At 62.3% G+C, this 25,048-nt stretch carries 27 protein-coding genes, 2 tRNA genes and 2 pseudogenes; 13 read left to right on the forward strand and 18 right to left on the reverse strand.

Features of this window, described 5'->3' with window-relative positions; translation table 11 throughout:
- Positions 1–232: 232 nt before the first annotated feature.
- Entirely contained in the window at positions 233–730 is a 498-nt protein-coding gene (locus tag ACSFC7_RS07015; RefSeq protein WP_436347009.1) for a hypothetical protein, read from the reverse strand.
- A gap of 867 nt (positions 731–1,597) precedes the next feature.
- The gene (locus ACSFC7_RS07020; RefSeq protein ID WP_436347010.1) at positions 1,598–2,674 is read right to left on the reverse strand and encodes a tyrosine-type recombinase/integrase; all 1,077 of its coding nucleotides are present in this window, start codon (positions 2,672–2,674) and stop codon (positions 1,598–1,600) included.
- A 263-nt stretch (positions 2,675–2,937) separates the two neighbouring features.
- Between ACSFC7_RS07020 and ACSFC7_RS07025 the strand changes: the two genes are divergently transcribed.
- The gene (locus ACSFC7_RS07025; protein ID WP_436347011.1) at positions 2,938–3,429 is read left to right on the forward strand and encodes an MOSC domain-containing protein; all 492 of its coding nucleotides are present in this window, start codon (positions 2,938–2,940) and stop codon (positions 3,427–3,429) included.
- A 34-nt stretch (positions 3,430–3,463) separates the two neighbouring features.
- Here ACSFC7_RS07025 and ACSFC7_RS07030 read toward each other — a convergent pair whose 3' ends face one another.
- Complete coding sequence (locus ACSFC7_RS07030) at positions 3,464–4,648, reverse strand: trans-sulfuration enzyme family protein (protein ID WP_436347012.1); 1,185 nt, start codon at positions 4,646–4,648, stop codon at positions 3,464–3,466.
- A gap of 257 nt (positions 4,649–4,905) precedes the next feature.
- Entirely contained in the window at positions 4,906–6,693 is a 1,788-nt protein-coding gene (locus tag ACSFC7_RS07035; RefSeq protein ID WP_436347013.1) for an ABC transporter ATP-binding protein, read from the reverse strand.
- Between the two features lie 144 nt (positions 6,694–6,837).
- Here ACSFC7_RS07035 and ACSFC7_RS07040 point away from each other — a divergent pair, with 144 nt between their 5' ends.
- Positions 6,838–7,638 (forward strand): hypothetical protein, encoded by an 801-nt coding sequence (locus tag ACSFC7_RS07040; protein ID WP_436347014.1) that lies wholly within the window; start codon positions 6,838–6,840, stop codon positions 7,636–7,638.
- A 144-nt stretch (positions 7,639–7,782) separates the two neighbouring features.
- Here ACSFC7_RS07040 and ACSFC7_RS07045 read toward each other — a convergent pair whose 3' ends face one another.
- The 3 genes from ACSFC7_RS07045 to ACSFC7_RS07055 form a co-directional block, all read right to left on the reverse strand.
- Positions 7,783–7,959: a hypothetical protein gene (locus ACSFC7_RS07045; protein ID WP_436347015.1), complete on the reverse strand. Its 177-nt coding sequence runs from the start codon at positions 7,957–7,959 to the stop codon at positions 7,783–7,785.
- 146 nt (positions 7,960–8,105) lie between these two features.
- On the reverse strand, positions 8,106–8,915 hold the full coding sequence (locus tag ACSFC7_RS07050; RefSeq protein WP_436347016.1) for a hypothetical protein: 810 nt from the start codon (positions 8,913–8,915) through the stop codon (positions 8,106–8,108).
- A 525-nt stretch (positions 8,916–9,440) separates the two neighbouring features.
- On the reverse strand, positions 9,441–9,887 hold the full coding sequence (locus tag ACSFC7_RS07055; RefSeq protein WP_436347017.1) for a DUF7344 domain-containing protein: 447 nt from the start codon (positions 9,885–9,887) through the stop codon (positions 9,441–9,443).
- A 224-nt stretch (positions 9,888–10,111) separates the two neighbouring features.
- Between ACSFC7_RS07055 and ACSFC7_RS07060 the strand changes: the two genes are divergently transcribed.
- A tRNA-Phe gene (locus ACSFC7_RS07060) sits at positions 10,112–10,185 on the forward strand.
- Between the two features lie 424 nt (positions 10,186–10,609).
- Here ACSFC7_RS07060 and ACSFC7_RS07065 read toward each other — a convergent pair.
- Positions 10,610–11,191, reverse strand: a complete 582-nt coding sequence (locus ACSFC7_RS07065) for a carboxymuconolactone decarboxylase family protein (RefSeq protein WP_436347018.1) — start codon at positions 11,189–11,191, stop codon at positions 10,610–10,612.
- Positions 11,192–11,508: 317 nt separating this feature from the next.
- Between ACSFC7_RS07065 and ACSFC7_RS07070 the strand changes: the two genes are divergently transcribed.
- Both ACSFC7_RS07070 and ACSFC7_RS07075 read left to right on the forward strand, forming a co-directional pair.
- Complete coding sequence (locus tag ACSFC7_RS07070) at positions 11,509–12,318, forward strand: hypothetical protein (RefSeq protein ID WP_436347019.1); 810 nt, start codon at positions 11,509–11,511, stop codon at positions 12,316–12,318.
- An 85-nt stretch (positions 12,319–12,403) separates the two neighbouring features.
- The gene (locus tag ACSFC7_RS07075; protein WP_436347020.1) at positions 12,404–13,264 is read left to right on the forward strand and encodes an aldo/keto reductase; all 861 of its coding nucleotides are present in this window, start codon (positions 12,404–12,406) and stop codon (positions 13,262–13,264) included.
- Between the two features lie 17 nt (positions 13,265–13,281).
- Here ACSFC7_RS07075 and ACSFC7_RS07080 read toward each other — a convergent pair whose 3' ends face one another.
- Entirely contained in the window at positions 13,282–14,559 is a 1,278-nt protein-coding gene (locus ACSFC7_RS07080) for a hypothetical protein (RefSeq protein WP_436347021.1), read from the reverse strand.
- A gap of 92 nt (positions 14,560–14,651) precedes the next feature.
- Positions 14,652–14,819, reverse strand: a complete 168-nt coding sequence (locus tag ACSFC7_RS07085; RefSeq protein WP_436347022.1) for a hypothetical protein — start codon at positions 14,817–14,819, stop codon at positions 14,652–14,654.
- Positions 14,820–14,947: 128 nt separating this feature from the next.
- Between ACSFC7_RS07085 and ACSFC7_RS07090 the strand changes: the two are divergent.
- A pseudogene (locus ACSFC7_RS07090) lies at positions 14,948–15,240 on the forward strand (alpha/beta fold hydrolase); the annotation flags it as partial.
- Between the two features lie 216 nt (positions 15,241–15,456).
- On the opposite strand, the gene ACSFC7_RS07095 reads toward ACSFC7_RS07090, so the two are convergent.
- A tRNA-His gene (locus ACSFC7_RS07095) sits at positions 15,457–15,528 on the reverse strand.
- Between the two features lie 179 nt (positions 15,529–15,707).
- On the opposite strand from ACSFC7_RS07095, the gene ACSFC7_RS07100 reads away from it, so the two are divergent.
- Positions 15,708–16,163, forward strand: a complete 456-nt coding sequence (locus tag ACSFC7_RS07100) for a DUF5814 domain-containing protein (protein WP_436347023.1) — start codon at positions 15,708–15,710, stop codon at positions 16,161–16,163.
- Between the two features lie 303 nt (positions 16,164–16,466).
- Here the strand turns inward: ACSFC7_RS07100 and ACSFC7_RS07105 are convergent, their stop codons facing one another.
- Positions 16,467–16,886: a CopG family transcriptional regulator gene (locus ACSFC7_RS07105; protein ID WP_436347024.1), complete on the reverse strand. Its 420-nt coding sequence runs from the start codon at positions 16,884–16,886 to the stop codon at positions 16,467–16,469.
- A gap of 118 nt (positions 16,887–17,004) precedes the next feature.
- Here ACSFC7_RS07105 and ACSFC7_RS07110 point away from each other — a divergent pair, with 118 nt between their 5' ends.
- Positions 17,005–17,967, forward strand: a complete 963-nt coding sequence (locus ACSFC7_RS07110; protein ID WP_436347025.1) for a VOC family protein — start codon at positions 17,005–17,007, stop codon at positions 17,965–17,967.
- The gene (locus tag ACSFC7_RS07115; RefSeq protein ID WP_436347026.1) at positions 17,964–18,641 is read left to right on the forward strand and encodes an alpha/beta hydrolase; all 678 of its coding nucleotides are present in this window, start codon (positions 17,964–17,966) and stop codon (positions 18,639–18,641) included. The genes ACSFC7_RS07110 and ACSFC7_RS07115 overlap by 4 nt, the downstream gene beginning before the upstream one ends.
- 4 nt (positions 18,642–18,645) lie before the next feature.
- Here the strand turns inward: ACSFC7_RS07115 and ACSFC7_RS07120 are convergent, their stop codons facing one another.
- The 3 genes from ACSFC7_RS07120 to ACSFC7_RS07130 form a co-directional block, all read right to left on the reverse strand.
- Positions 18,646–19,125 carry a VOC family protein gene (locus ACSFC7_RS07120; RefSeq protein ID WP_436347027.1) on the reverse strand — a complete coding sequence of 160 codons (480 nt, stop codon included), beginning with the start codon at positions 19,123–19,125 and terminating at the stop codon, positions 18,646–18,648.
- Between the two features lie 108 nt (positions 19,126–19,233).
- The gene (locus ACSFC7_RS07125; protein ID WP_436347028.1) at positions 19,234–19,878 is read right to left on the reverse strand and encodes an RPA family protein; all 645 of its coding nucleotides are present in this window, start codon (positions 19,876–19,878) and stop codon (positions 19,234–19,236) included.
- 1 nt (position 19,879) lies between these two features.
- Positions 19,880–20,809, reverse strand: coding sequence for a replication factor A (locus tag ACSFC7_RS07130; protein WP_436347029.1), 930 nt, complete (start codon positions 20,807–20,809; stop codon positions 19,880–19,882).
- A gap of 325 nt (positions 20,810–21,134) precedes the next feature.
- Between ACSFC7_RS07130 and ACSFC7_RS07135 the strand changes: the two genes are divergently transcribed.
- The gene (locus tag ACSFC7_RS07135) at positions 21,135–21,446 is read left to right on the forward strand and encodes a DUF7091 family protein (RefSeq protein ID WP_436347030.1); all 312 of its coding nucleotides are present in this window, start codon (positions 21,135–21,137) and stop codon (positions 21,444–21,446) included.
- Positions 21,447–21,494: 48 nt separating this feature from the next.
- On the opposite strand, the gene ACSFC7_RS07140 is transcribed toward ACSFC7_RS07135, so the two are convergent.
- Together ACSFC7_RS07140 and ACSFC7_RS07145 are read right to left on the reverse strand one after the other, a co-directional pair.
- Positions 21,495–21,725: a CDGSH iron-sulfur domain-containing protein gene (locus tag ACSFC7_RS07140; RefSeq protein ID WP_436347031.1), complete on the reverse strand. Its 231-nt coding sequence runs from the start codon at positions 21,723–21,725 to the stop codon at positions 21,495–21,497.
- Between the two features lie 60 nt (positions 21,726–21,785).
- Complete coding sequence (locus ACSFC7_RS07145) at positions 21,786–22,349, reverse strand: hypothetical protein (RefSeq protein WP_436347032.1); 564 nt, start codon at positions 22,347–22,349, stop codon at positions 21,786–21,788.
- Positions 22,350–22,500: 151 nt separating this feature from the next.
- Between ACSFC7_RS07145 and ACSFC7_RS07150 the strand changes: the two genes are divergently transcribed.
- Both ACSFC7_RS07150 and ACSFC7_RS07155 read left to right on the forward strand, forming a co-directional pair.
- Complete coding sequence (locus tag ACSFC7_RS07150) at positions 22,501–22,794, forward strand: DUF7521 family protein (RefSeq protein WP_436347033.1); 294 nt, start codon at positions 22,501–22,503, stop codon at positions 22,792–22,794.
- Between the two features lie 100 nt (positions 22,795–22,894).
- A complete protein-coding gene (locus ACSFC7_RS07155; RefSeq protein ID WP_436347034.1) occupies positions 22,895–23,536 on the forward strand; it encodes a class I SAM-dependent methyltransferase in 642 nt (213 codons plus the stop codon).
- A gap of 12 nt (positions 23,537–23,548) precedes the next feature.
- On the opposite strand, the gene ACSFC7_RS07160 is transcribed toward ACSFC7_RS07155, so the two are convergent.
- A complete protein-coding gene (locus ACSFC7_RS07160; protein ID WP_436347035.1) occupies positions 23,549–24,472 on the reverse strand; it encodes an NAD-dependent epimerase/dehydratase family protein in 924 nt (307 codons plus the stop codon).
- A gap of 124 nt (positions 24,473–24,596) precedes the next feature.
- Here ACSFC7_RS07160 and ACSFC7_RS07165 point away from each other — a divergent pair.
- Positions 24,597–25,046, forward strand: a pseudogene (locus ACSFC7_RS07165) (lysylphosphatidylglycerol synthase domain-containing protein); the annotation flags it as partial.
- Positions 25,047–25,048: the final 2 nt, after the last annotated feature.

Here is a 25,048-nt window from a genome sequence, read left to right on the forward strand (position 1 = left end):
GGAGGAGATTGTTGATACAACCCTCCATAGAGGAGTTGGAACAGAAACTGACCGTCTGATCGTCCAACGACCGTATTCTAGTCTCGCTCAGTTCACTATAGAATCGCAAGACAGGTCTACAACGTGTTACCGTCTTCTACCACGATTCCCTCCGGGTGTGACTCCGAGTTCCCACACTCGCACGTGATTCCGAGATGCTGCTCCTCATCTGCTGTAAGGAGCAGATCCATAGCTACCGACCGCCCCCAGTCTGGCGAAACGTTTTCCCCTCGACTTCGCCGCCACACTCCTTGACGAGTCGGCGCATGGCCCATCCCGCCTCTTGGTAGTCTTTGGAGTTGAGCTGAGTTGTTGTAACACTTCCTGCCTTGTAGTATCGAGCTTCGGAGGTGACTCGATAGGGTTCCGATGAATTGGGGTTAATTTCGAACCAAATCTCTTTGTCGTACCCCTCCACCTCATCAACAGTGCCATCCACTGCGTCGCGCCTGAACACAAACGCCACTCCCGACCGTCGACCCTCGGTCATGTCACGGGAAAGGTCCTGCGCGAGGTATGCGTCACCCAAGTTCGTTGGAATATTGAACCCATTTAGTTCGTAGCGGTCAGTTCCATCGTCACTGTCTGCTTTGTCCTTGGGGTTACTATCATTACCAATCCCATCTGTAGACTTTTCCTCGGAGTTGTTGTTCTGTACCTTGCTGCCCGTTGAATTGTTGTTACGGCTCATTGTGATCACTTTAGGTTTCGACCGCATCACCGCGGTTGGCTATCCATCGAACAGTTCCTCTGCACCTTCTCATCTGGAGGACAGTAATGCTCCTCCAGTATGTTATGGGAAAATTGGCGGCCACAGTGGTCGCAAAGGAAGTACAGTTTACTCAGGTACCAACCTTTGTTTTTGAGACTATATGGATCATGTCCATTCGTCTCCTCGAAGTGATGTTCACACAGTCTCCATTTGTCATCTGGATGGCCGTCCGGACTCGAGAGCGCGCAATCTGCTGTGTCGTTGCATACAGACGCCTGACAGATCGGAACTGCAGTCCAGATCCGGTCTTTGCGGAACACTTCAACTCTCTCAATCGGTGTCGTCTCTACCATTCCGGATCAGAATATGGGATCGACAGTTAAATCTATTTCGCGATAATAGGACATACGTCTTCTATAATCCAGATACAGTTTACAAATTTGGGAAATAATGCGTATAGTCTCCATACAGTAGGATAATACGGAGAAAAATGTCTGTAGCGTGGACCTGCTGATTTTGGACTTAGAATCATACCACACCATCATTATTCTGCCATTTAATCGCCTGTACGAAAATCTCTTGAAAATCTACAAGAATAGAACGTTCACCAATGAAGTGCTGTATTGAATAGCGACACTGAGCACGGGTTAAACTGGATCATTTTTGAGATCATGACTGACAGCGGTTAACGCGGGTAGTGAATCAAAAATACGAGTGCGACCGCTGTGGGACTCGAGTCTTTATTGGCGATACTCGGCATGGCCAAGAGGAGTTTCCCCTTCACGAGACTAAACACAACTTGTCGTGTGATCGATGCGAGTAATTGCGAGTGGGGGGAAGTATACCCTATATATTGTTGAGGTAGTCTCTTCGCTGCTCCATTTTCTCTTCTGCTGTCCGTCGATCATAGTGCTTGTCAAGCACGTCTTCGCTCACGTCGGCCCGGTCGGAGATCATTTTCTTCGGCACATCTCGCCTCAAGAAGTGTGTAATCGATCCACGCCGTATGGCGTGGGGTGAGACACTATCCTCGCATTTGTATGCCGTTTTCACGTCGGATTGGCTGTTGCACTCAGGGGTCTCGCATTCGTCACCCCGGAATGAGGGGCATGTGAGTTGGTAGCACCATTTGCGCATGGTATTCCTGTGAACTCTGCCGTGCTTGGATGAGAATAGGGGTTCTCGTCCGTGATTATCGGTGGTTTGTGTCCTATGGTGCTCGAGGTAATCATCCACAATTGCGCACGTTTCGTCACTGAGTGCGACGGGTCGTTCTCCACTCGGCCCGTTTTTCAACTGCGTGCCGTCCCGCTCTCTGAAATGTAGATATTTGTCATTACTGGAGTAATCATCCACGTCGAGTGCGCGTAATGCGCCTACACGGGCGCTTGTCCGCCACGCTAAGAGGAACCAAACGTGCCGGGTGCTGGAGTAGTGATAACGGTCAAGTGTTTCGAGGATGGCGTGTGCGTGGTTATCGTCGAGTTTGCGGTTATTCACTTCGTCCTGCCGGGTCATCGATATGGATGGAACGCTTTCTTCGAGTTCGGGATCGACGACACCGATCCGTCCGAGGTATCGGATGAACACTCGGAATGTGTCCATTTGCCCTTTCAGGGCACTTTTCGAGAGGTCGCCGTCTTTGCGTCGCCAGTTCTTGAATTGCTCAATCTCGAGAGGTGTGAGGTCTGCGAGGTCGTTGATATCGTTCTGGTCGCACCACCTCACAAAGTGGTTTAATCTGTATTCATGGGATTGTAGGGTCGTGTCTCGTATTTCGCCGGTGCGGGAATCTAAGTACATGCTCTGCAACTGACTTGGGCCGGGGTTTCCAGTCATAGGTTTTACCCGAATCGCCAGTTGCGGGCCGAGGTCGGTGGCGAGCAGACCGGAGGTCTGCGAGGTTAGGTAGGGTTCTGACACGTAGTGTCAGGTTCCTTACCGTTGGTTCGAACCCGCCCGAGCCCATATTTCTGCCGCGAACAAGTCGTGAGCGGCAGAAATATGTCGCGAGTGGCGGGTTCGAACCCGCTCGAGCCTCGTCGAAAACTCGCCCGCTGTCTCACTCACCACCAGTGTTTCGGGTGGAACACGCGCTCACTCTGTAGGCGAACATATCGCTGAGTCACCTGGCCAACAATACCTACACCCGGGCGTTTATACTTCTGTCAAACAGCATAGCACGCATGACCGGAAATGGCACTGTCGAACGGATTGTTATCGCACCTGAAGCCGAAGCGGAGATGGAAGAACAGACCGATGTTGAAGCGGTCGCCGGGAAGGGGCTTCGAGGAGATCGCTATTTTAGCGAGATCGAAACGGGAACCTTCGTCGAATGGGAGGCAGATGAGGAACGCCACGATGGGTACGACCTCACGTTGATCGAGCAGGAGGCTGTTACAGCGATCGAACGGGAAGCGGGAATCGAACTCGCACCGGGAGAACACCGGCGAAACATCGAAACCCGTGATGTCGCACTCAATCATCTCGTTGGACAACGATTCCGAGTCGGTGATGCCATCTGTCGAGGGGATCGACTGTGTGAACCGTGTAACCACCTTCAGCGCATCACTCAGGACGGCGTATTGCAGGCACTCACTCACCGAGGAGGGCTCCGGGCTGACATTCTCGAAGATGGAACGATTCGCTCAGGAGACGTCATCGAGCCGCTCGAATAATCTACACTCTTTCGTTTGGAAACGGAAACACGGCCTACGGCAGCGCCGACTGGAGGTCCTCGCAGAGGTCGTCGACGTCTTCGATGCCGACCGACATTCGGACCAAATTCTCGGGAACGTCCGCGGTGGCCGATCCGTGACTGATCTCGTCGGGAATCATCAACGACGGCACCTCGACGAGGCTCTCAACGCCACCCAGACTGGCCCCTGGGGTGAATATCCTAAGCCCTTCGATGAACGCCTCGATTTCGGTGAGCGAGCCGTCGAATTCGAAGGAAAGCATCCCGCTGTACCCCGACATCTGTTCGACCGCGAGGTCGTGTTGTGGGTGGCTCTCGAGGCCCGGATAGTGGACGCGGGCGACTCGGTCGTGGGCCTCAAGGAGGCGAGCGACTGCCATCGCATTCTCCTCGTGGTGTTCCATCCGTGCCGGTAGCGTCTTGATGCCTCGCGCGACGAGGTAGCAGTCGAACGGCGAGAGCATGTTCCCGAGCCCGGTTCGTTGAGAAAACGCCAGCTTCTCGAAGATCTCATCGTCGTCGGTGACGACGGCACCACCGGTTGAGTCGGAGTGCCCGTTGAGGTACTTGGTGGTGCTGTGGACGGCAATGTCGGCACCCAGCTCGAGCGGAGCTTGGAAGTACGGACTCGCGAAGGTGCTGTCGACCCCGAACGGGACGCCGTGGTCGTTGGCGACGTCGGCTATCGAGCGGATATCACACAGACGGATCAGCGGGTTCGTCGGTGTCTCCGCCCAGATCAAGTCGGTTTCCGAATCGACTGCCGCGGCGACGTTTTCGGGCTCGCGAGCGTCGACGAACTCGACGTCGACGCCGAGATAACCGGCGACTAACTCTGTGAGCAGCGTTTCGGTCCCGCTATAGATGGAGTCCGAGGAGACGAGATGGCCTCCCGGCGGGACCAGCGACAGCATCGTCGTCGAGATAGCTGCCATCCCCGAGGCGAACGCCAGCCCGTGTTTTCCGCCTTCGAGACGCGCTAACTGCTCCTCGAGGGCCGCCCGCGTCGGGTTGCCTTCGCGCGAGTAGGCGTATTCGTTGCCACCGTCCGCACTGGCCCACTCGAAGGTAGTCGAAAGGTGTAACGGCGGGATGACGTCGCTCGTTCCGCCCTTGTCGGGGTGCGTCGCGTTCTCAGCTGCCCCGACGGCGAGCGTCTTGAATCGGTTCTCGTAGGTGCAGTTATCGTGTCGTGTCATAGGAAATCACCGCGAAACTGTATTCTGCACGTCGTCCCTGACGACTATCAGAGGGATAGGATAGTCGTTTCGGTAACGTCTTCGTCTGTACGTGCCGTTGGAGGCTTACCATCGATCCACTACCGAGAATCTCGACCTGTCTTCCGCTACCCGTCGCGATAGCTCTCCGAAAACAATCCTACTGTCCGAAGTAATTCGAGACGAATCGACAACCTCCGCCTCGAGTGTCCGCAACTCGCGGTCCTCGAGTCCCGTCCTCACTGCGTCGCGTACAGTTCCGCGTACGCGCCGTCCATCTCGAGCAACTGCCCGTGCTCACCGCGTTCGGCGATGGTACCGCCCTCGAGCGCGTAGATCCGGTCCGCGTCCCGAACGGTCGAGAGCCGGTGGGCGATGGCGAGGATCGTGTACTCCTGGGACATCGATTCGATGCCGTCCTGGACGCGTCGTTCGATGTTCGCGTCGAGGTCGCTCGTCGCTTCGTCCAGCACCAGGATGTCGGCGTCCTCGAGCAGGGCGCGAGCGAGGGCGACGCGCTGGCGCTGGCCGCCGGAGAGGCGAACCCCGTCGTCGCCGAGTTCGGTGTCGTAGCCCTCGGGCAGTTCGTCGAGGAACTCGGTGACCTGGGCGATCTCGCAGGCGTCTTCGACCTCGTCCCTGGAGGCCTCGGCGTTCCCGGCGGTGACGTTCTCGAGAAGCGTCGTGTTGAAGATGTACGGATCTTGCCGCACGAACGCGAGTCGCGAGCGCCACTCGTCGGTGTCGAACTCGTCGATCGGGTCGCCGTTGGCGGTGATCTCGCCGCTGTCGGGTTCGTAGAGGCGAGCGACCAGCGCGGCGATCGTCGACTTTCCCTCGCCGGACTGGCCGACGAACGCGACGAACTCGCCCTCGTCGATGCGGAAGGAGAGGTCGTCTAACACCTGCTCGTCGGGTTCGTAGGAGAACGAGACGTCCTCGAACGCCAGCGGCGTCGGCGTCTCCGGAACCGGTCGGTCGCCGCCCTCGTGATCCCGGTTCGCCTCGAGTTCCTCGATGAACTGCTGCGTTCGGACGAGGTGCGGGAGTCGTCCCTCGACCTTGTAGAAGTACTCGTTCGCGTTGCTGACGCGCGGTCCGAGCTGGAACATGATGAACAGGAACGCGGCCAGCGCGCCCAGGGACATATCCGCGAACGTGATGGAGACGTAGATCAGGCCGAACACCATGACGGCGATCCCGAGGTTGTACGCACAGCCGATCGCGGCCTCGTTGCGGCCGAGTTTGATCGACGAGTCGGTGAACCGCTCGAGGTGCGTGGAGAACGTGTCGTAGAGCTCGTCGTGCTTCCCGATGAGTTTCACGTCGCGGATCCCCTGGGTTCCCGTCTGGACGCTCTGTTGGATCCCCTCGTTCGCGTCGGCCACCTGATCGCCGACGTCGTAGCCGCCCTCGAGCACGTATCGGACCAGGAAGGTCAGGCCGACGATCGCGACCCCGGCGACGACCGTCATGAGCGGCGAGATGTAAAAGGCGATGGCGAGGTACATCCCGATCAGGAGCACCTGTTCGAAGAAGCGAACGAAGTCCCGGATCACCTTCCCGGCGTACTCCGCCTGCGTCACGATCGCGTTGAGGACGTCGTCGGACCCCTCCTTATCGAAGTACGCGACGCGAGCGTCGAGCGCGCTCCGGAAGGCCTGCGACTGGAGGTCGCGAACGTAGTGGGTCCGCAACCAGACGCGCATCCAGCCGACGGCGAACGACGCGAGATACCGAACGGTGATGACCGCGCTGACGGTCAGGACGATGTATCCCAGCGTAAACGGTATCCCGACGAACTCGAACGCGGTGAGAAAGACGGTGACGAGTTCGTTGTCCGCTGCGGCTTCGCCCGATCCCTGCGCCATCTCGATGATCGGGATGATGAAGCTCACCCCGACTCCCTCGAGTACGGCGACGATCCCGCTAAAGAGGATGAGGAAGACGGTTAGTGCCGGCCGATAGGTCGCAATGAGGAACAACCCCCGGAGCTTCTCGCGACGCGTGAGATCCTCGGTAGACATGAGTTCGATTCGTACGACTGCTCCGGACGGTATTGTTATGGGAACGTTATCCGAGCGGAGAGTGTTCACGCTCGATGGTAGTATCCGGCTATGGACCGTGAACGATTCCGTCATCTTTTGCGCCGCCGCGGAATTTCCCGCTGTATGTCTCTGCCCGATCGGTCGTCGCTGCCGGTTCGGACCCTCGAGCGCGTCTACGCCGATTTGCCGTTCGACGTTCCGTCGCCGGTCAAAAACGCGTACATTCGTCGAACGGTCGCCGACGACTTCGCCCCGTTCGAACACCCGCCGGATCCGTTCGCGACGCTGACGGTCGATCCGGACGACGTTCGATCGTTTACCGGCCGTCCCTATCCGCCCTACCACCAGAAGGCGACACAGCTCGGCACCGTACGCGACGGCGACTGGGACCGCACCGACGACGTGAAGATCGTCGACGACGACTACCGGGAGCGATACGAACTGTATCGGGCGGACCGGTTCACCGAGAGCGTCTTCTTCGAGTCGATGCGTGCACACTTCGAGGACGGCGTCGACTGGACCGAGACGCCGTTCGTCGAGCGCTGTCTCGAACTGGCCGACGACGGCGTGCCGTCCTGGCGGAGTCTGACCTCGCGCGAGGACATTCTGGATCGGTGTGCGGCGATCGATGCGCTCTACGAGCGGATCGAACGCGACGGCTACCTGTCCCAGCGAGAACTCGGCTACGGCTCCCTGCTCGGCGTCACCGAAGAGGTACTCGTCGACGTCGGCCGTGACGGCGACCTCCTGTTCGTCAACGGCCGTCATCGACTGGCCATCGCGAAACTGCTCGGCCTCGAGTCGATCCCCGTCGGCGTCCTCGTCCGCCATCGGGCGTGGATGGCACACCGAGATCACTGCGCCCGGACCGGGACGGTACCCGACCATCCCGACCTCCGCGATCTGGTCGAGATCGACGACTGAGTGGACACGTTCACCGCTCACACACTGTCGTCGAGATTCGCACGATCCATCTCCGAAAACAGACTCTCGTCGAGACCGCTCGCCGTGAGTACTCGAGCGTCCCTCGAGTCCCCCCCTCGACCGAGGGTGCTACTCGAGGGACGACTAGCGTTTGGCGACGAGGTCCAGCCACTGTGAGGACCAGATCCACTCCGCGGACGACGGCTGATCGTCCTCCGTCGTCGCGATTCGCACGCCGACGACACCGGCCATCGACTGCGGATCCCATTCCGCGTCGGCGGGTGCGGGTCTGAACGCGTCGTCGTCTCGATTCTCGAGCATGATCCCTACCCGTCACGACGCGACGATGCGGGTTAGTTAAGCGCGACTGAACGGCGAACACGCGACCGATACCGGTCGATGTACCGTCGGTAATCGTCGATAACTGACTCGTGAACGGACGGCTGGAAGAACGGATCGCGAGTGGCTCAGCTGTTCGGTACCGATATCACGCCCGCGTCGCTCGAGGGATCGAACCCGTGCAGGTCGCGCAGGTCCGGATGCTCGAGGCGTGCGCGTGTCCGATCGGTCAGTTCCGACCGCCGCGTCGCAGCCGAGAGTTCGTCGCGAATCGACTGCCAGCGCGCGTGCCGACACCGGACCAGTACCGGTATCTCCTCGAGGTCGAGCAGTTTGGCGATAGCCAGTCGGTGATCCCCGCGGTCGCCGTGGAAGATCGATCCGTCTCGCCCGATGCTCACCGTAATCTCGTCGAGTCGCGGATCGAGGGTCCGATCCCACTTGTAGAAGACGTCTCGCTGGTAGTCGGGTCGTTCGGCCCAGAGTTCCGGCTGTGACCGGTAGCCGTCGGTCGCGATCCGCTCGTAGATCGTATCGAGTTCCTCGAACCGCGCCTCGAGTTCGGCCTCGGTCCCACAGCCTTTCGGCTGCTCTCCGGCTTCGAGCCGCTCGCGATACTGTTCGAATTCGGCGGTCTCTCGCCAGGGAACGTCGCGCCGGAAGTGTGCGTCGACGCTTCCGTAGGCGGTCGTCTCTTCGAACGGGATCGCGTCTCGGTCCCAGTCGCCGCTCTCGACTCGCCCCCAACGTTTCGACGCCGTGCGGACCTGCCGATCGATTCGCGCCGGGTCGATCCACAGCCGGACGAAGGGGTCCGCATCCGTGATCGATTCGGGTTTCAGTCGGCGCCGCGCTCGGAGATACGTCCGCCCGGCCCGAATACCACCCGCTCGAGCCAGCAGCCGTCGGCAGAGTCGATCCCGGCGTCGCCTGTACACCGGAACGCTTCGGCGGTACAACTCGCGCGGTCCCTCCGACCGTCTCGTCGAGACTGCACGTTCGAGTAGCTCCCACACACTGGCGTCTCGAGCCATTTCTCGAGTCGATGCGGCTCTCCGACGTCAGTAATGGGTCCGTGACATTCGGGTATGGAACACGTTCCGGAACGTGCGAACGACATCCGATACCGGTAACCCGACTCTTGTCGATTCGTACGATTCGGTCACAGCGAGTCTCACCCGACTCACCCTTTTCCACCACACCTGGCCATTAACTGCCACCCAACGTCGAGAACTGGGTATTACTGACGTCGATCGGTCCGCGCTCGGGAGGTAACTCGAGGCTACGTTCGCACCGGACGCTTTCGATTTACAGGAATCGACCCCGGCTACTCGCATCGACCGTACCACAGCGTCCGGGCTGGTTCAACTTACGCCAAAACTCCCGTCGCGCGTCAGAAGCGAGATCGTCGTGCCCTCGAGCGGAACTGTCGGGGTCGTCGTTTCGCGGCGGTACGCGACGCCTTAGTGCTTGAGTCGAGCGACGTTCTCCCGGATCTGGCCCAGCAGCCCGTCTCCGGACTCTTGCGTGAGGGCCGCGTGGAGCGTCGAGTTCTCCGGTTCGTCCTTGACGACGACGCGGAGGTATGGCTCGAGCTGGGTAAAATTCTCCGAGAGGACGACGGTGTGGTTGTCGTCGTCGTGGTCCACGACGCCGGCGTCGGCCAGTTTCGGGACGTGGCACTGCACCGACGAGACGTAGACGCTCTTGTACTCGTTCTTGGCGACTTCGTCCGGCGGAACGTCGTGCTCCCAGCCGGCCACCTGCTCGGCCAGCGTCGACAGTTCGATCGGCCCCTCCTGGCCGCGCAGCGCGTAGAGGAGGTAGCGGCGTCGACGGTTGGCAAGCAACTCGAGGATGGTGTCCGCAGAGAGTTCTTGATCCTCCTCACTCGAGGTAAGTGCTTCCATAACACGATATTACTCGCCAGACCGGAAAAGGGTGTCTTGAATATCCCGAAATCCAACAGACGTGGATCAGCGAGTCATAAACGTGACCGTATTCTCTGTGTTACTGTTCGATATGTGTTCCTACCGGGAATTGCGAACTCGAGACCGTCGCATGGGTGGCACTCACACGAACGGCAACTGCGATTCGAAATCCTTTTTTATACCATCGACGGATGTGTGAGTGAGCCGCCTTAGCTCAGACTGGGAGAGCACTCGACTGAAGATCGAGCTGTCCCCGGTTCAAATCCGGGAGGCGGCATCCCGATTTTACGCGATTCTCACTCGAGAAGTTACTGGACTCGACTGAAGATCGAGCTGTCCCCGTTCCCGCGAGCGCAGCGAGCGGGAAGTCGAAAGACGAGCGGAAGCGAGTCTTTCGGAAGTTCAAATCCGGGAGGCGGCACTTCTCGCGGCGAACAACTTCGTGAGCCGCGAGTGTGCGATCCGAGCGGATTTGAACTAGAGAACACGCAGCGCGAGCGAAGCGAGCGACCGTGTTCGCGTGGTTCAAATCCGGGAGGCGGCAGTCTTCTCGAGCACACCTGCAACTACGAGAAGACATTCGGAACCTAGCGACGGTTTCGATGAGATGAGGAGTCGATCGTTCGGATGCTATAGAACCGAACCGGCCCAGTTTCAGTCCGGGCGGAGCCGACCGGAACACGGGTACCGAGCGATCCGACTCACAGATTCTCGAGGTCCCACCCCACGAACTCGTCCTCGAGATCCACCTGCAGCCCCTGCAACACTCGTGCCAGTCCGAGATAGCAGCCCGAGAGCATCCCGACGCCGAGGATCACGTCTTCGTCGTAGTGGGCGGCCAGTCGCTCGTGGGTGTCGTCGTCCACGTTCCCGTCGACGAATCGTTCCACGTACGCGACGAGGGCCGCGTGCTCGGACTCGAGGCGGTCGGGTTCCTCGCGCGAGATGGCGAGGATCTGGTCTGGCTCCACCCCTTCGTCGAGGGCGACGCGAACGTGCTGATGCCACTCGTAAGCCGTGTCCGCGTAGTAGGACGTTGCGAGGATGACGATCTCCCGTTCGTGCGGCGAGAGTCCGCTGTTGTTCCAGACGACGGAGCCGTACGTGCGGAATCCCTCGAGCAACGCGACGTTCTGCCCGAGCGTTCGGTAGACGTTCAGGGTGCCGCCCGTCAGCGAGTGGCCGCGGTCCGCGTCGTTCACGTCGGTGTCGGAGAGGGTATCGAGCAGGTCCCGTTTCTCGGCCGGCAGATCCTCCGGGTCGACGTAGCTGATTCGTGCCATACCGTGCCGTTTCGTTCGAGGGGCATATAGTCACTCCCGCAGCGCCTCGCGTCGTCGATTGCGTCCTCGAGCGAACGACCCGTCTTCGCGGGATTGAACGCATCGCGCCCCTGCCATTCCCTCGCTCGTGGCGATAGTCCATCGTGTCGTTCCGCTACACCTTCATAATACCACGATTCATTACCACGATTTCTTTAGTGTATTTTTTGGAGTCCATCGGTAGTGATAGAGTTATGCGACGAAGAAACTATCTGGCGGGAACGGCTCTCGGAGCGGTAACATCGGCAACGGCTCTCTTGGGCGGCTGTCTCGATAGTTTGGAGACGGACGGACCTGGGTCCGGAGACGAGGACGACACGGATACGGGCGACACCGGTACGAGCGACGTCGACGATTCGGCCGATGACGAGGAAGACGGGCCGAGTGAAGACGACGGTACGGATTCCACGGACGGCGAGGATCAGGACGCGGGCGATTCAGAGCAAGACGACGAGGATGATTCAGAGCAGGATGGTGACGAGAGCCAGGACCAAGACGACGAGGATGATTCGGCGCAGGACGGAGACGAGAGCCAAGACCAAGACGATGAGGAGAACTCGGAGCAGGATGGAGACGAGAGTCGAGACGACGAGGACGAGCAACAGGAGGACGATGAGCGTGCGGAAGACGAAGGCGACGAGTCACGAGTAACTGGAACCGTCGAGTTCGAAGTAATCGACATGACGCCCAGTATGGAATCGGGAACCGAGTTCACCTACATCGTACTGGCTCACACGGACGGGTCCGAATCGATCCCGGGCGAAGCGTCGTTAGTCGACGAAACCGGTGCCACGGTCGACTCGACGAGTTACGAGGCGACGTCGGGCGGCGGGAGTTTCGAACTGACGTACCGGGCGCCGACGGTAGACGAGGAGACCGAAGTCGCACTGGCGATCGAGACCGATCACGGACCGGTGAACCTCGGCAGCGTGCGCGTGTTCCCGAGCGAGACGACCGAGAACGACGACTCGAGCGGTTCGTCGGAGAACAGCACTGAGAACGACGGTTCGAGCAGCCCGACCGAGAACAGCACCGAGAGCGGCGACTCGAACAGCCCGACCGAAAACAGCACCGAGGGCGACGACTGAACTCCCACGGTCCCACGAGGAGGCGGTCGCGGTCGTGGCAACTGAACGGCGAACGGTTATCCGTCTCGTTCCTGTTGCTCCGTCCGTGAGCAGCGAGACGACCACCAACGAGAGCGACACGTTCGAGATTGGTGACACGACTATCCACCGGCTCGGGTTCGGTGCGATGCGCCTCTGTGGCGAGGAGATCATCGGCCCGCCGGAGGACGAGGAGACGGCACGCGAGGTCCTCGAGCGAGCGGTCGACTGTGGCGTCGACTTCGTCGACACGGCGGACTCCTACGGACCCGGCGTCAGCGAACGCCTCATCGGCGAGACGCTCGGCGATCCGGACGACGTGTTGGTCGCGACGAAAGCCGGCCTCCTGCGCAATCGCGAGGGCGAGTGGCTCGCCCACGGGGAGCCGGATTACATCCGCAATCAGGTACTCACCTCGCTCGATCGGCTGCGAACCGACACGATCGATCTCTACCAGTTCCACCGTCCCGACTCAGACACGCCCTACGAGGACTCCGTCCAGACGTTCACCGAACTGCAGGACGAGGGACTCGTCGACCAGGTCGGCGTCAGCAACGTCTCCGTCGAGCAACTCGAGACCGCCCGCGAACACGTCGACGTCGCGACGGTCCAGAACCGGTTCAATCTGGACGACCGCTCGAACGCCGACGTGCTCGAGGTCTGCGAGGAGAACGACATCGGCTTCATCCCGTGGGCGCCGATCGACGGCGACGACCTCGACGAACACGGCGACCTGCTCGACGAGATCGGTGACGAACACGACTCGACGCGGCGGCAGGTCGGACTGGCCTGGCTGCTCGAGCGCTCCGACGTGATCCTCCCGATTCCGGGCACGTCGGATCCCGACCACCTCGAGTCGAACGTCGCCGCCTCGCAGCTGTCGCTTTCCGACGACGAGGTCCAGCGACTGACCGAGGCGTCGGAGTGATCCGCGATACGTAGCGCTTACCCCTCGAACTGGGTCGCGATCCGCTCGGAGAGGTCGGTGAGGTAGAACGACCCCCAGATCGCGGCGACGAGGGCGCCGACGACGTCGTAGACGAGATCCACGATCGTGTCGTCGATGCCGTGCTGGGCGACGACCGCTTGGAGACCGAGTTCTCCCGCACTCCAGTCGATCGCGAACTCCATGAGTTCCCAGAGGACGCCGAAGGCCAGCACGAACACGAGAATGAACGCGAACAGCATCCGCGGCGGGAAGTAGATCTCGTCGGTGTGCAGGTCGATCGCTCTGACGACCGCGTACCCCGCTGCGGCGACGATCGACGCCGAGACCGTGTGCGTCAGGCTATCCCACGAGCCGATCATCCCGTACAACCCGGCTGATCCGAGTGCGTGGAGGAAGACGGCCGCCGTGAGCCAGAAGACGAGTCCTGGCTCGAGGGGGAGTCGACGGTCGCGCTCTAAAACGGCGGGGAGGAACGTGATCGAGAGCGCGATCGCGGCGTTGACGACCGTCGTCAGATCTCGCGAGACGAAGCCGTACAGCAAGATCACGGCGAGGGCCACCTGCATCGCCCGCGAGAGCACCCTCACAGTTCGTTCGGGTGCATCCAGCCGATCGCGGATCAGGGTCGGAACCGGATCCGGTTCGTCGTCGGGCGAGGTTTCACGGGGCGTAGGCGTTCGATCGGAGGTGCTCTCGGCGTACGTCCCGAAGTACCGGCCGAAGAGGACGCCCGCGAACAGGCCGGCGAACGCCGCGTAGGCGAAGTCGACCATCAACGCGTGGTTGGCCGCGTCCTGTGACCGGCCGTCGAGGATGTACTCGGTCCCGAGGAGGGCGTCGACAGCCCACTGCGCGACGTTCCACGAGCCGGCGACGGCGAGCGTCGTGAGCACGACCAGTCCGATCGCGAACGCGTGGTTCATCCGGACCGCCGTGAATCGGTCGATCTCGACGGTGGCGACGAGCGCGATCGCCGCGACGGCGACGTAGACGGCGATCGTCGTCAGCGGAGACTCACCGAGTATCGTCGCATCGGCGGCGGGGAGCACGACGAGAACCAGCAGTTCCCACGGCGGCATCACGTGCGGGTCCCGAAACGACGCCGCCGGCAGTACGACGATCAGGACCGCAAATCCGGTGAACGCGAACCAGCGATAGGATCCGGAGAGTCCGTGTGCGACTGCGAGGGACGTGAGAACGATCGTAACGAGCCAGGCCAGCGTCGCGTTTCGCTGCGTCGCGTCCAGCGTTCCATCGAGTCGAGCGTCAGCCATACCGCTCACTACGGAACGGGATTGTTAAACGAGTGAGCCTGCGTACGGGGACACGATCGCGGTCGGATACTCGAGATCGCGGAAAGGGCAGGTCAGCCTCCGACGTAGACCGTCTGCAGCCGCGAGCCGCAGTTCGGGCAACACAGCGTTTGCCACTTCGTCGCGTCCAGACCACCCATCGTCTTCGTGCGGCGGGCGTCCTCGAACGCCACCGTGGCGTCGCAGGTGTCACAGTCGAAGGGACCGTCCGTTTCGGGCATCGACCGATCGTACGCGCGGGTGGGTATTGGCTTCTCGGTCCCGCGACCGTCGCTCGAGTGGCACCGCATCGTGCAGTCCAGTCGTCACTAACCGAAGAGTGAACTGATTGTGTGCGAACGAGTGACGCATTGGAACCACGGCCGATATCGGCGAGTTCGACGACCTCGAGCACGGACTGGCGCGCGTCAACGGCGTCAAACTCCACTACGTGACCGCCGGCGAGGGGCCGCCGCTAGTCCTGTGCCACGGCTGGCCCCAGACGTGGTACGAGTGGCGCGAGGTCATCCCCGCGCTCGTGGCCGACTACACCGTCATCGCGCCGGATCTGCGCGGGATGGGCGACTCGGAGACGCCGCGTGAGGCTACGACAAGGACACCGTTGCGACCGACGTCGAGGGCGAGGTGATCGAGCGGGCCGGTCACTGGATTCCGGAAGCGCGTCCGGAGTACTTCGTGGAGCGGTTGAGTGGGTTTCTCGAGGCGGCGATGGAATAATCGGCGGCGTGGAGGATACTCGATTCGAACTCGTCCGGGTGCGAGAATCGAACCCGACTGCGAGACTCACTGGCGTTCGTCTCGCGTGGTTCGATCTCGCCTTCCGGCTTTTCCGCTCCTCACTTCGTTCGTCGCGAAAAAGTCCGGGTGCGAGAATCGAACCCGCGTCTCAGCCTCCACAAGGCTGAAGGATAACCACTACCCCAACCCGGACACGCTTGCAGATTGATTTACGAGCGGTTGGACTGAAATACGTTACGACTCGAGTACGCACCCGTGCGACTCCGTACCGCGGGATTTCGAGACGCACTCCCCGCGAGACGGACGGACTCCACACCCGCGGGTGACGACCGGGACGTTTTTCGGCACACAGGCCCTAGCACCGCCAACGCGTGGCTATCACCGACAAAATCTACGTCAAGAATCACCGCCAGCTCAGCTCCCAACTCGAGACGAACATCCCGAAGGGCGCGTTCAAGGGCGCGACGCTGGACATGCTCTTCCAGGGACAGGGCCTCGAAAAACTCGACGACGCGACCCGTGATCGCGTCCTCGATTTCACGGAGGACTTCCTCGACTGCGGCTGTGACAACAACCCCTACTGCGGCTGTCCGGAGCGGAAGTTCATCCAGTACCTCCTCGAGTTGCGCGCGCAGGGGCTGGGCCCGGACGCCATCGTCGACGTGATGACCGACGACTACATGGTGTACGCCTATCCCGGCGACGTCCTCTCGTTTCTCGACAACGGAGTTCGGACGCTCGAGGCGGCCGAGGGGCTCGCGCAGGTCGACGGTGCGGACGAAAAGTACGACGAGATTCGACGGGAGAAGCAGAATCTCACCCGCTAGTCGTTGTTGTCGGTGAAGCGGCCGTCAGTAGTCGGTACGACGGAACTGGCTTCTTTCATATCGTACATTCGATCTCTCGTATCCTGCTTACGTGACCCTCTACTCGCGGGCTGACGGCCCGTCTGCTCACGGCGGCAAAGCCGCCGTTCGCATGGTATGCGGGACCTTCGGTCCCGCACTAGTCGGATGATTCGCGGAACCGTCGGTTCCGCGCTATTCGCTCTCGAGGCGCTTCCTGCAGATGCGCCTCGCAGCCAGCGCGCGCCACCGTATATAGAAGATGAATCCTGCTGTGTCAGTACCCTACCGCAACTGGTAGGACTCGTCCTCCTCGTCCAGTTCGTCGAGCAACAGCACTTCGTCCTCCTCGTCCTCGAGCCGATCCTGCAGTTCGTTGACGTAGCCTTTGTACTCGTCGAGCTGTTCCCGGAGGTGGTCGGCCTCGAGTTCGAGCCGTTCGTGTTCGCGGATGAAACTCTTCGGGACTTCGACGCTCGGCGGGAACGTTCGATTGCCGTCGTCTCCGTCGGTGCCGGTCGCACCTCGTGCCTCGAGTTCGTCCTCGGGAATGACCGCGACTTGCCCGTCGTGTTCGACGAGCAGGTCGACGTAGTCCCGGAAGACCGCGGACAACGAGATGTCGCGTTCCTCGGCGATATCCTGGAGCGCCGCGAACGCGTCCTCGTTTACGCGAAACGAGATCGTCTTGTTCTTGTTGCCCATTGCCATCCATTCGTCGGTCCTGATACTTAACGGTTCGTCAGACGAGGTGGTCCGTGTTCCGCGTCTGCGGGCCCGTAGCGACCGGACGGGCTATCCGACTCCGGCTCCAACTCCACCTATGCTCACCGACACGCCGGGACTCCACCACGTGACGGGGATCGTCGGGGACGCCCAGGAGGCGATCGACTTCTACGCGGGCGTCCTCGGTCTGCGACTCGTCACGCAGACCGTGAACTACGAGGACATCCTGCAACACCACCTCTACTTCGGCGACGCGGCCGGTTCGCCGGGCACGGTCCTGACGCAGTTTCCGGACCCCCACGCCGATCCGGGCCGGATCGGCAGACCGCAGGTCGCGTCGGTCTCGTTCGTCGTCCCGGCGGACGCCATCGAGTACTGGCAGGCGCGACTCGGGAGCCGCGATATCGCGGTCGAGGGTCCGCTCGAGCGATTTGACGAGCGCGTTCTGCGATTCGAAGACCCGGTCGGGACGCAACTCGAGTTCGTGGCCGGACCGGTCGTCGACACCGACGACAATATCGTACCGTGGACGGCGGGACCCGTTTCCGAAGACAGTGCCGTCCACGGGATCCACGGCGTCTCGCTCCTGTCGGTCAATCCCTACTCGACGGCGAGCACGCTCGAGACGCTCGGCTTCGAACACGAGGCGGAATACGAGAACCGGATTCGGTACCGCGCTTCTGGAACCCGAGCGACGGCGATCGATATCCTCGACCGCGAGGCCCCTTTCGGCCGCGAGGGCCCCGGAACCCTCCACCACGTCGCGGTCCGAGTCGACGGCGAGGACGACCTCTACGAGTGGCACGACCTCTTCGCCGAGCGCGACTACGACGTCTCGCGGGTCAAGGACCGTCACTTCTTCCACTCGCTGTACGTCCGCGAACCGGGCGGTGTCCTCTTCGAGTTGGCGACCGAGACCGACGGCGTCGCCGCGAGCGGCGAGACGGGGCGGCCCGGCGAGTCGCTGTATCTGCCGGATCGGTTCGAAGACGACCGCGACCTGATCGAGAGCCAACTTCCGGAACTGACGGTACCAGCGGGGGCTGACCGCCAGCGATGACCGACGACGCCCGTTCGATGGGGTCCGTTTCGGGACCCCACGCCGGCCAGCCGCTGCTCACGGCCGGTGCACCTGCACTGGCAGCCAAGGCTGCGTTCGTCGTCTGTCACGGCCGCGGTGCGACGGCCCAGGGCGTCGTCAACCTCTTCGAGCCGACCTATCGCCACGGACTCGCCGTGCTGGCACCGCAGGCCGACCGAAGCCGCTGGTATCCGAGACCGGCAAACGCACCGCGAGCGGAGAACGAGCCGTGGCTCTCCTCGAGCGTCGACTGCGTGGCTGCCGCGCTCGAGCAAGCCTCCTCGATCGGTGTTCCACCCGAGCGGACCGTTATCGGTGGCTTCTCGCAGGGCGCTTGCGTCGCCGCGGAGTTCGTCCGCCGGAATCCGGCTCGCTACGGCGGCCTCGTCACCCTCTCGAGTACGCTTCCCGGCTCGCTCGACGACCTCGAATCGAGCGAAATCGACGGCGTGCTCGAGGGAACGCCGGTCCTGATCGGCTACGGCGAGGACGATCCACACGTCGATCCCGATCACGTCGCCGAGACGGTCCGCCTCTTCGATCGAGCGGACGCGACGGTCGACGAGAGGCGCTATCCCGAGACGGGTCACGAGGTCACCGACGACGAGTTCGACGCGATCGCTGAGTTGTTCGAGGACGTCCTCGAGTCGTAACGAGCTACGTCGAATCCGGGGCTAACCCTTTCTCCGAGAGTTCCTCGAGCGCGCCGTCGGTCTTCTCGAGGTCACCGAGTCCCATTCCCTCCAGGACGTGGCCCGCCTTCGTGAACTGAATCTCCTCGTAGTCGACGATCTGGACGCGGTTACCCCACGGGTCGCGGAACTCGAGTCCCGGCACGTCGAGGCGGTCGATATCGCACTCATCGAGTCGCCGTTCGACGCGATCCGCGTCGTCGACGACGAGACCGAAGTGGCGCGCGTCGTCGGTCGTTTCGCCGGCTGTATCGGTTTCGGCGAGCGCGACGAACTGGTCGCCCATGTCGAGGAAGGCCTTCGTGTCGCTTCGGCTCCGGAGGTCGAACGCGAACAGCGAGCGGTAGAAGTCGAGCGCCTCGTCGACGTCGCCGACCTCGAGGGCGACGTGGTTCGTTCCCACGAGCCGGGCGCGGTCGTCGTCACTGCCGTCCGTGTCTGACATCGATCACGGAGTACGCGCTCCCGCACGGTAACGGCTGTGCCGGCAACTGTAGCTGCTGGGTCGCTCGATCGGTTACGAAAAAGAACGAAACGGCGTCGATCGACCGTCTCAGGCCGGTGCTTCGGCTTCGTCGTCCTCTTCCAGCCCCTCGAGTCCCTCGAGCGCCTGGATCACGTCGTTGCGGTAGTTGACGACGGGCGAGTCGTATCGCTCGCGCGCCATCTGGGCGTACTCGTTGGTTGGTGCCGTCGAGCCGCTTTCGGGTGCCTCCTGCTCGGCTTCCCACTCCTCGAACGACTCGATGCGATCGAGGGTCCGTTCGGCGGTTTCGACGACCCAGCGGTCGCGGGTGGCGTCGTCGACGATCGCGATGGATTCGGGTCGGACGGAGACGTTGACGGTGCCGTCGTCGGTCTCGTAGGTTCGCGGTTTGCCGACGATGGCGACGTACGCCGGCGGCTCGGTGTCCCGCAGCACGGCGGCGGCCTCGGGCTGGTACTGGCCGGCGTAGACGAAGAACGTCCCGGTCGGATCGACGACCCGACCGCGCCAGTACTCGCTGTCGTCGCCGACGTCCTCGGTCTCGGTGAGGGTGCCGACGATGAACACGCGATTCGCGCGGTCACCGGTCGGGAGGAGCGCGTAGTTGGGTGCGCGCTCGTCGTCGCTCTCTTTGAAGGAATACGTCGAGTCGTTGAATTCGGAGGCGAAGACGCGGCGGGCGACTTCGCGGGTGAGTTCTGCCTGGCTCATGTTACATCGACCTCGCTTTGATCAGCAGCTGTTCCGGATCGGCCGGCCCGTCGAGCTCCTCGACGTCGTCGGCCAGCACGTAGCGGCCGAACGTCGGCCCCTCGATGCGGTAGTAGGTGCCGACGATATCGTCCATGATCTCGTCGGCGACGATGGTCGTGTCCAGGGCGTCCATCGCCATCTCCTTGGCCTCCTCTAAGCTGAGTCCGGTCAGGTCCTCGGTGGCTTCCTTGTCGAAGATGACCTCGTGGGCGTCGATGCCGTCGTCGACGACCGCCTTGATTCGAAGGTCGAACTCGCCTTCGACCTCGCCGTGTTCGTTACAGCGGCCGTTCTGGAGGACGCGCGTGCAGTCGTCTTTCGGGCAGCGCTTGATGAGGCCGCTGCCGCTTTGCATGTCCACGAGTGCGCCCTCGATCTCGCTCGTGTCGTCGCCGACTTCGAGCTCCTCGTCGAGTTCTTCGATCACCGTCGTCGAGTTGAGTTTGACCGAGTACCGGCCCTGGTACTCGTCGGTGACGACGTTACGGAGTTCGTAGACGCCGCCCTCCTCGAGCGCGGGCAGCTCCGATTTGGCCCACTTGGTGAACTTGATCGTGCCCGTCGGGTCGCCCAGCAGGCCGACCTGCGCGACGGAGTCGCTCCGAGGGTCCCAGAGTTCGATGACTTTCGCGGTGAGGTCGATCCACTGCTCGGGTTCGTCGACGTCCTCGACGTTGGCGGCCTCGCTGCCGCCCCGCGAGATGTCCTCGCGCTCGAGGCCGGCCTCCTCGAGGTAGTGGTTGGTGACGCTCCGGCGTGCCTCGTCGATGGGTACCTTGTACTCGTCGACGAGCGTGGTCAGTCGCTCCTCGACGTCGTCGACGCTCACGTCGATGTGGTCTGAAAACTGGTCGTGTATGTCGTCCGCGTGCTGTCGTACGTCGCTCATTGTGTCACGCCTCCTCTTTGGTTTCACTGGGAGGCATACGACGATTCGCGCCCAATAGTATTTAAAGTATCGGGGCCGGAGTGAAAGTGAACACCGCCGGGCCAAACCGAGAGACGGCGTCGAGGCTGCGATCAGTCGTCGCCGACTCCACGGTCTCCTCGGCGCGTCGTCGATCGCTCCGGTCCAATTGGCCCTCGCGGTCGCTCGCGAGACGCTCGAGGGAGGCATCTTCGTCGGCGAGCGACGTGATCGTTCCGCCGGACCGTGCGGTACGTCGGTCCGCGCGGCGACGGGTCTATGTTTCTCGCGGGCCAACGGGGTGGTAATGGCGGATCGTCGTCGACTCGAGCAGTTCTTGCGTTCGCGGCTGCAGGAGGCCGGCGAGCAGTACGAACGCACTCGAGGGTCGACCAACGACCAACTCGCGGAGGCCCGGAAGGCGTACGAGGCGGCGAAGAACGCTCGCGGCCTGCCGTCGGACGAGGCCGGACGAGCGAAGATCGTCTGCCGGCGCTACGCCGAGCGCCGGGCCGCAAAACTCGACGATAAGTACCGACCGGCGTGTTACGAGGACGGCCATCCGGACTGCGAGGGCTGCGTCGAGGACGTTCACGAGGGACGAATCGAAACCTGGTAGCGATAACCGGTCGCCGTTCGGTCGGTGCTCGAGTCGACGACAGCGACGTTACTCGTCGTCCACCGTCACGACCCGATCCACCGCGTTCCGTTCGCCGTCTTCGTAGACGTAGGTCGTCTCCGGCTCCTCGTCTTCGGTCCGGCGGTGGCTGCCGTCGCAGAACGGAAACGACTCCGAGAGGCCGCACTGACAGATCGCGACGTCGCCTTTCTCGCCGTCGATATCGGACGGGTCCAGTTTCCGCGGACCTGTCGCCTCGAGTTCGACTAATCGTGTCACGTCTCTCGGTTCGGAGCCGTCGGTAAAAAGAAACTGGGTGACTCGAGTCCCGACTCGTCGTCAGCGCTGGCTCAGATAGCCGCCGATCGCGCCGAGGACGATCGGAAAGAGTAGTCCGGCGATCAGGATGGCGCTGCCCGTCTCCGGTCCGATCGAGATGGATTCACCGAAGAAGTCGTCGGTCTCTTCGAACAGGATCGTGCCGAGGAAGATGAGCGGAAGGTAGCCGGCGACGATCGAGACGCCGGTTTTCGCCGCGCTCTCGGCGGTCGTCGTCGCGTCGCTCGCACCGCGGGCGACGAGGTAGCCGGCACCGATCAACAGGCAGACCGGGACGAGCGTGTAGCCGAGTTCCGGAATCTGGGTGCTGTTCTCGCTCAGCACGTTGATCGATTCCGTCTCCCCCGGATAGGAGAGTTCCGTATCCACGTACTGTGCGTTGTAGAAGATCATCCCGACCAGTTCGAACAGCCCTTCCTCGCCGTCGAGGTTGGCCTCCGAATCGACCGTCAGTAAGACAAACGTGAGAACGTATCCCGCAACGAACGCGAGGCCTCCGTATATCGCTCCTTGAATCGGTTGCATTCCGTCGAACGATCCCGCTGACTCCCGTTGTGTCGACATGTACCTCGTCAAGGGAACATGAGCCTGATAGTCCTACCGGCCAACAGTTTCTGCACGAGCTTCTTCGTCAAGCGGGAGTCGACCGACGCGGCCGAAGTCGCGTGAACGCAAGGTACTTGGTTCCAGTTTGTAACGTTCGACGTGGAACTACATGAGTTTCCACGATGCAGGAACGTCGATCGCTATCGCACTCGCAGTCGTCAAGACACTCATCCTGCTCGTGGGCAGCGTCATCACGTTCTTCGCGTACAAGGCCTACCGTCGGACGCGACAGCGCGCGCTGGGCTTGCTCGCCGGCGGCTTCGGCCTCGTCACGCTGGGGCTGGTGCTCGCCGGCTTGCTCTACGAACTGCTCGGGCTCCCGCTGATGACGGGCATCCTGCTCGAGAGCCTCCTCATGCTCGTCGGCTTCGTCATCATCGCGTACTCGCTGTACGTCTCGTAATCGCTGGACGTGCGTTCGAACGGTGCTGCTGCCCCTGCTATCGAACTCGAACGGCTGACCGCCGACGAGAACTAAGGGACTGCGCCGTCGAGTACCACCAGTGACTGGCGACGATCGCGCAGCCGACGAGCGGGCCCGACGCGATACGTTCCGATCGGACGACGAACCCGCTCCGGTCGTCCGAACGATCGTCGACGAGCTCTCGCCCGGACGCGCCCTCGACGTCGCCACCGGAACCGGTCGGAACGCCCTCGCCCTCGCGGCACGCGGCTGGACCGTCGACGCGATCGACCTCTCGAGTGCGAAACTGGCTCGGGCACGCGAACGGGAACAAACCCGCGAGCGGGGACAAACTCCCGAGCGAGAGTCCGGTCAGCCATTATCGGGACCCGTAAACTGGATTCTGGCCGACGTCGACAGTTACTGCTTTCCGAACGGCGTCTACGACCTGATCGCGGTGAGTTTCTTCGACGCGCGCGATCGGTTGTCGGACGTTATCGACGCGCTCGCACCCGGCGGCGTGTTCTGGTACGAACACTACCTCGAGTCGCCGGCGGACGAACCCGGGCCGGGGAATCCGTTCCGATTCGAGCCGAACGAACTCCTGACGGCGTGTTTGCGTTCGAATCTGACGATTCTGTACTACGCCGAGTATCGCGTCGAAAGCGAGCCCCGCGTGGTGCTGGTGGCGCGCGACGAGGACGGCGTCTCCCGCTGGCGACCGGCACTTCCAGCGCCGTAGCCGGGTGCGGCGCTACAGCCAGGTCGGCCCCGACACGTCCCCGTCGTCCTGTTCGTGCCAGGAGTGTGCTGGCGTCCAGTCGAGCACGTCCGCGGCTTTCGCGTTCGAGAGCGCGGACTGCTTGCCCTCAAGTGCGGTCTCGTCGGGGAGGCCGCCGCCGACCGTCTCGAGGAGTTCCGCGGTCGGTCTCCCGAGGTAGTTCTCGTCGGCCACGCAGTGAAACGCCTCGTGGCCGCCGTGATCGGCCGCGAGCGCCGCTTCGACCATCCGCGCGACGTCGCGCACGTCGACGTAGGAGCCGAAGTTTCCGCTCGGTTCCTCCGCGGAGAGGTCGGTCCCGTCCTCGTTCGGCCGCGCTCGCGCTCTCTCCGGCGAGAAGATCGTCGCCGGCCGGATCGTGGTGACGGAGATCCCGTACTGCCGGGCGATCGACCGGGCGATCTCCTCGCCACAGACCTTCGAGAGCCCGTAGGGGTCTTCCGGTCGCCGCTCGTGATCCTCGTCGATCGGGAGGTAGTCCGGCGTCCACGCCCCCGCCGCGAACAGCGCGCCGTAGGCCGCCTGCGAGGACGACCAGACGACGTCGGTCCCCGTACGGCCGGCCGCCTGAAACACGTTGTACGTACTCGAGACGTTGTTCCGGAAGACTCGCGTCGCGGGGTTCTCCTGTGGGCTCGAGATCGCCGCCAGGTGGACGATCGCGTCGGGGTCGACCTCGTGGATCGTCTCCCACGTCGCGGCCTGGTCGGTCAGATCGACGGCGCGAAAGTCGGCGTTCGCGCGGACGCCCTCGGGACGGTCGCGGTCGATGCCGACGACGTGGGTGCCCCCGTCCGCGAGTCGGTCGACGACCCACGAGCCCACGTCTCCGGTCGCGCCCGTGACGAGTGCAGTGTCTGCGTCGTGTGCGAACTCCGGCGTCGATAGCTCGGTCATAGTGGTGGTCCAACGGTCAGTCACTAAACCGTACAACAGGCATTGTGCGCCCGCCCGTCGCGACCTCGAGTGTTTCCGTCTCGTCCTGCCGCAGTGTTATGTTCCCGTCTGCTGTGTGTCACGTATGGCCACCGAGGAGGTCCGCGTGACGACCGCTGCAGTCGGCTTCGTCCTCGCGATCGGGCTGGTCCTGCTCGTCCTCTCCGCCGTCGGCGTTCGAGAGACGGTCGCCGCGATCACCGCTGCGAACGGCACCGCGCTCGCGATCCTCCTCGCCGCGGTCGTCCTCTGGGTCGTCGCGTGGACCTACACGCTCTCGATCGTCCTGCGCATCCTCGACGTCGACCACGGACCGATCGACGCGGTACTCATGTTCGGCGCCGTCCTCTTCGCGAACAGCGTCGCCCCGTCGACGTATCTGGGCGGCGAACCGCTCGCGGCGTTCTTGCTGACCCGCCACGCCGACCTCGACTACGAGACGAGCTTCGCGACGGTCTCGAGCGTCGATCTGCTGAACTACGCCCCGATGGTCCCGTTGGCCGGGATCGGCGTCGTCTACGTCACCGTGACGGCGGC

The organism is Natronorubrum halobium (assembly GCF_051351675.1).
Classification (GTDB): Archaea; Halobacteriota; Halobacteria; order Halobacteriales; family Natrialbaceae; genus Natronorubrum.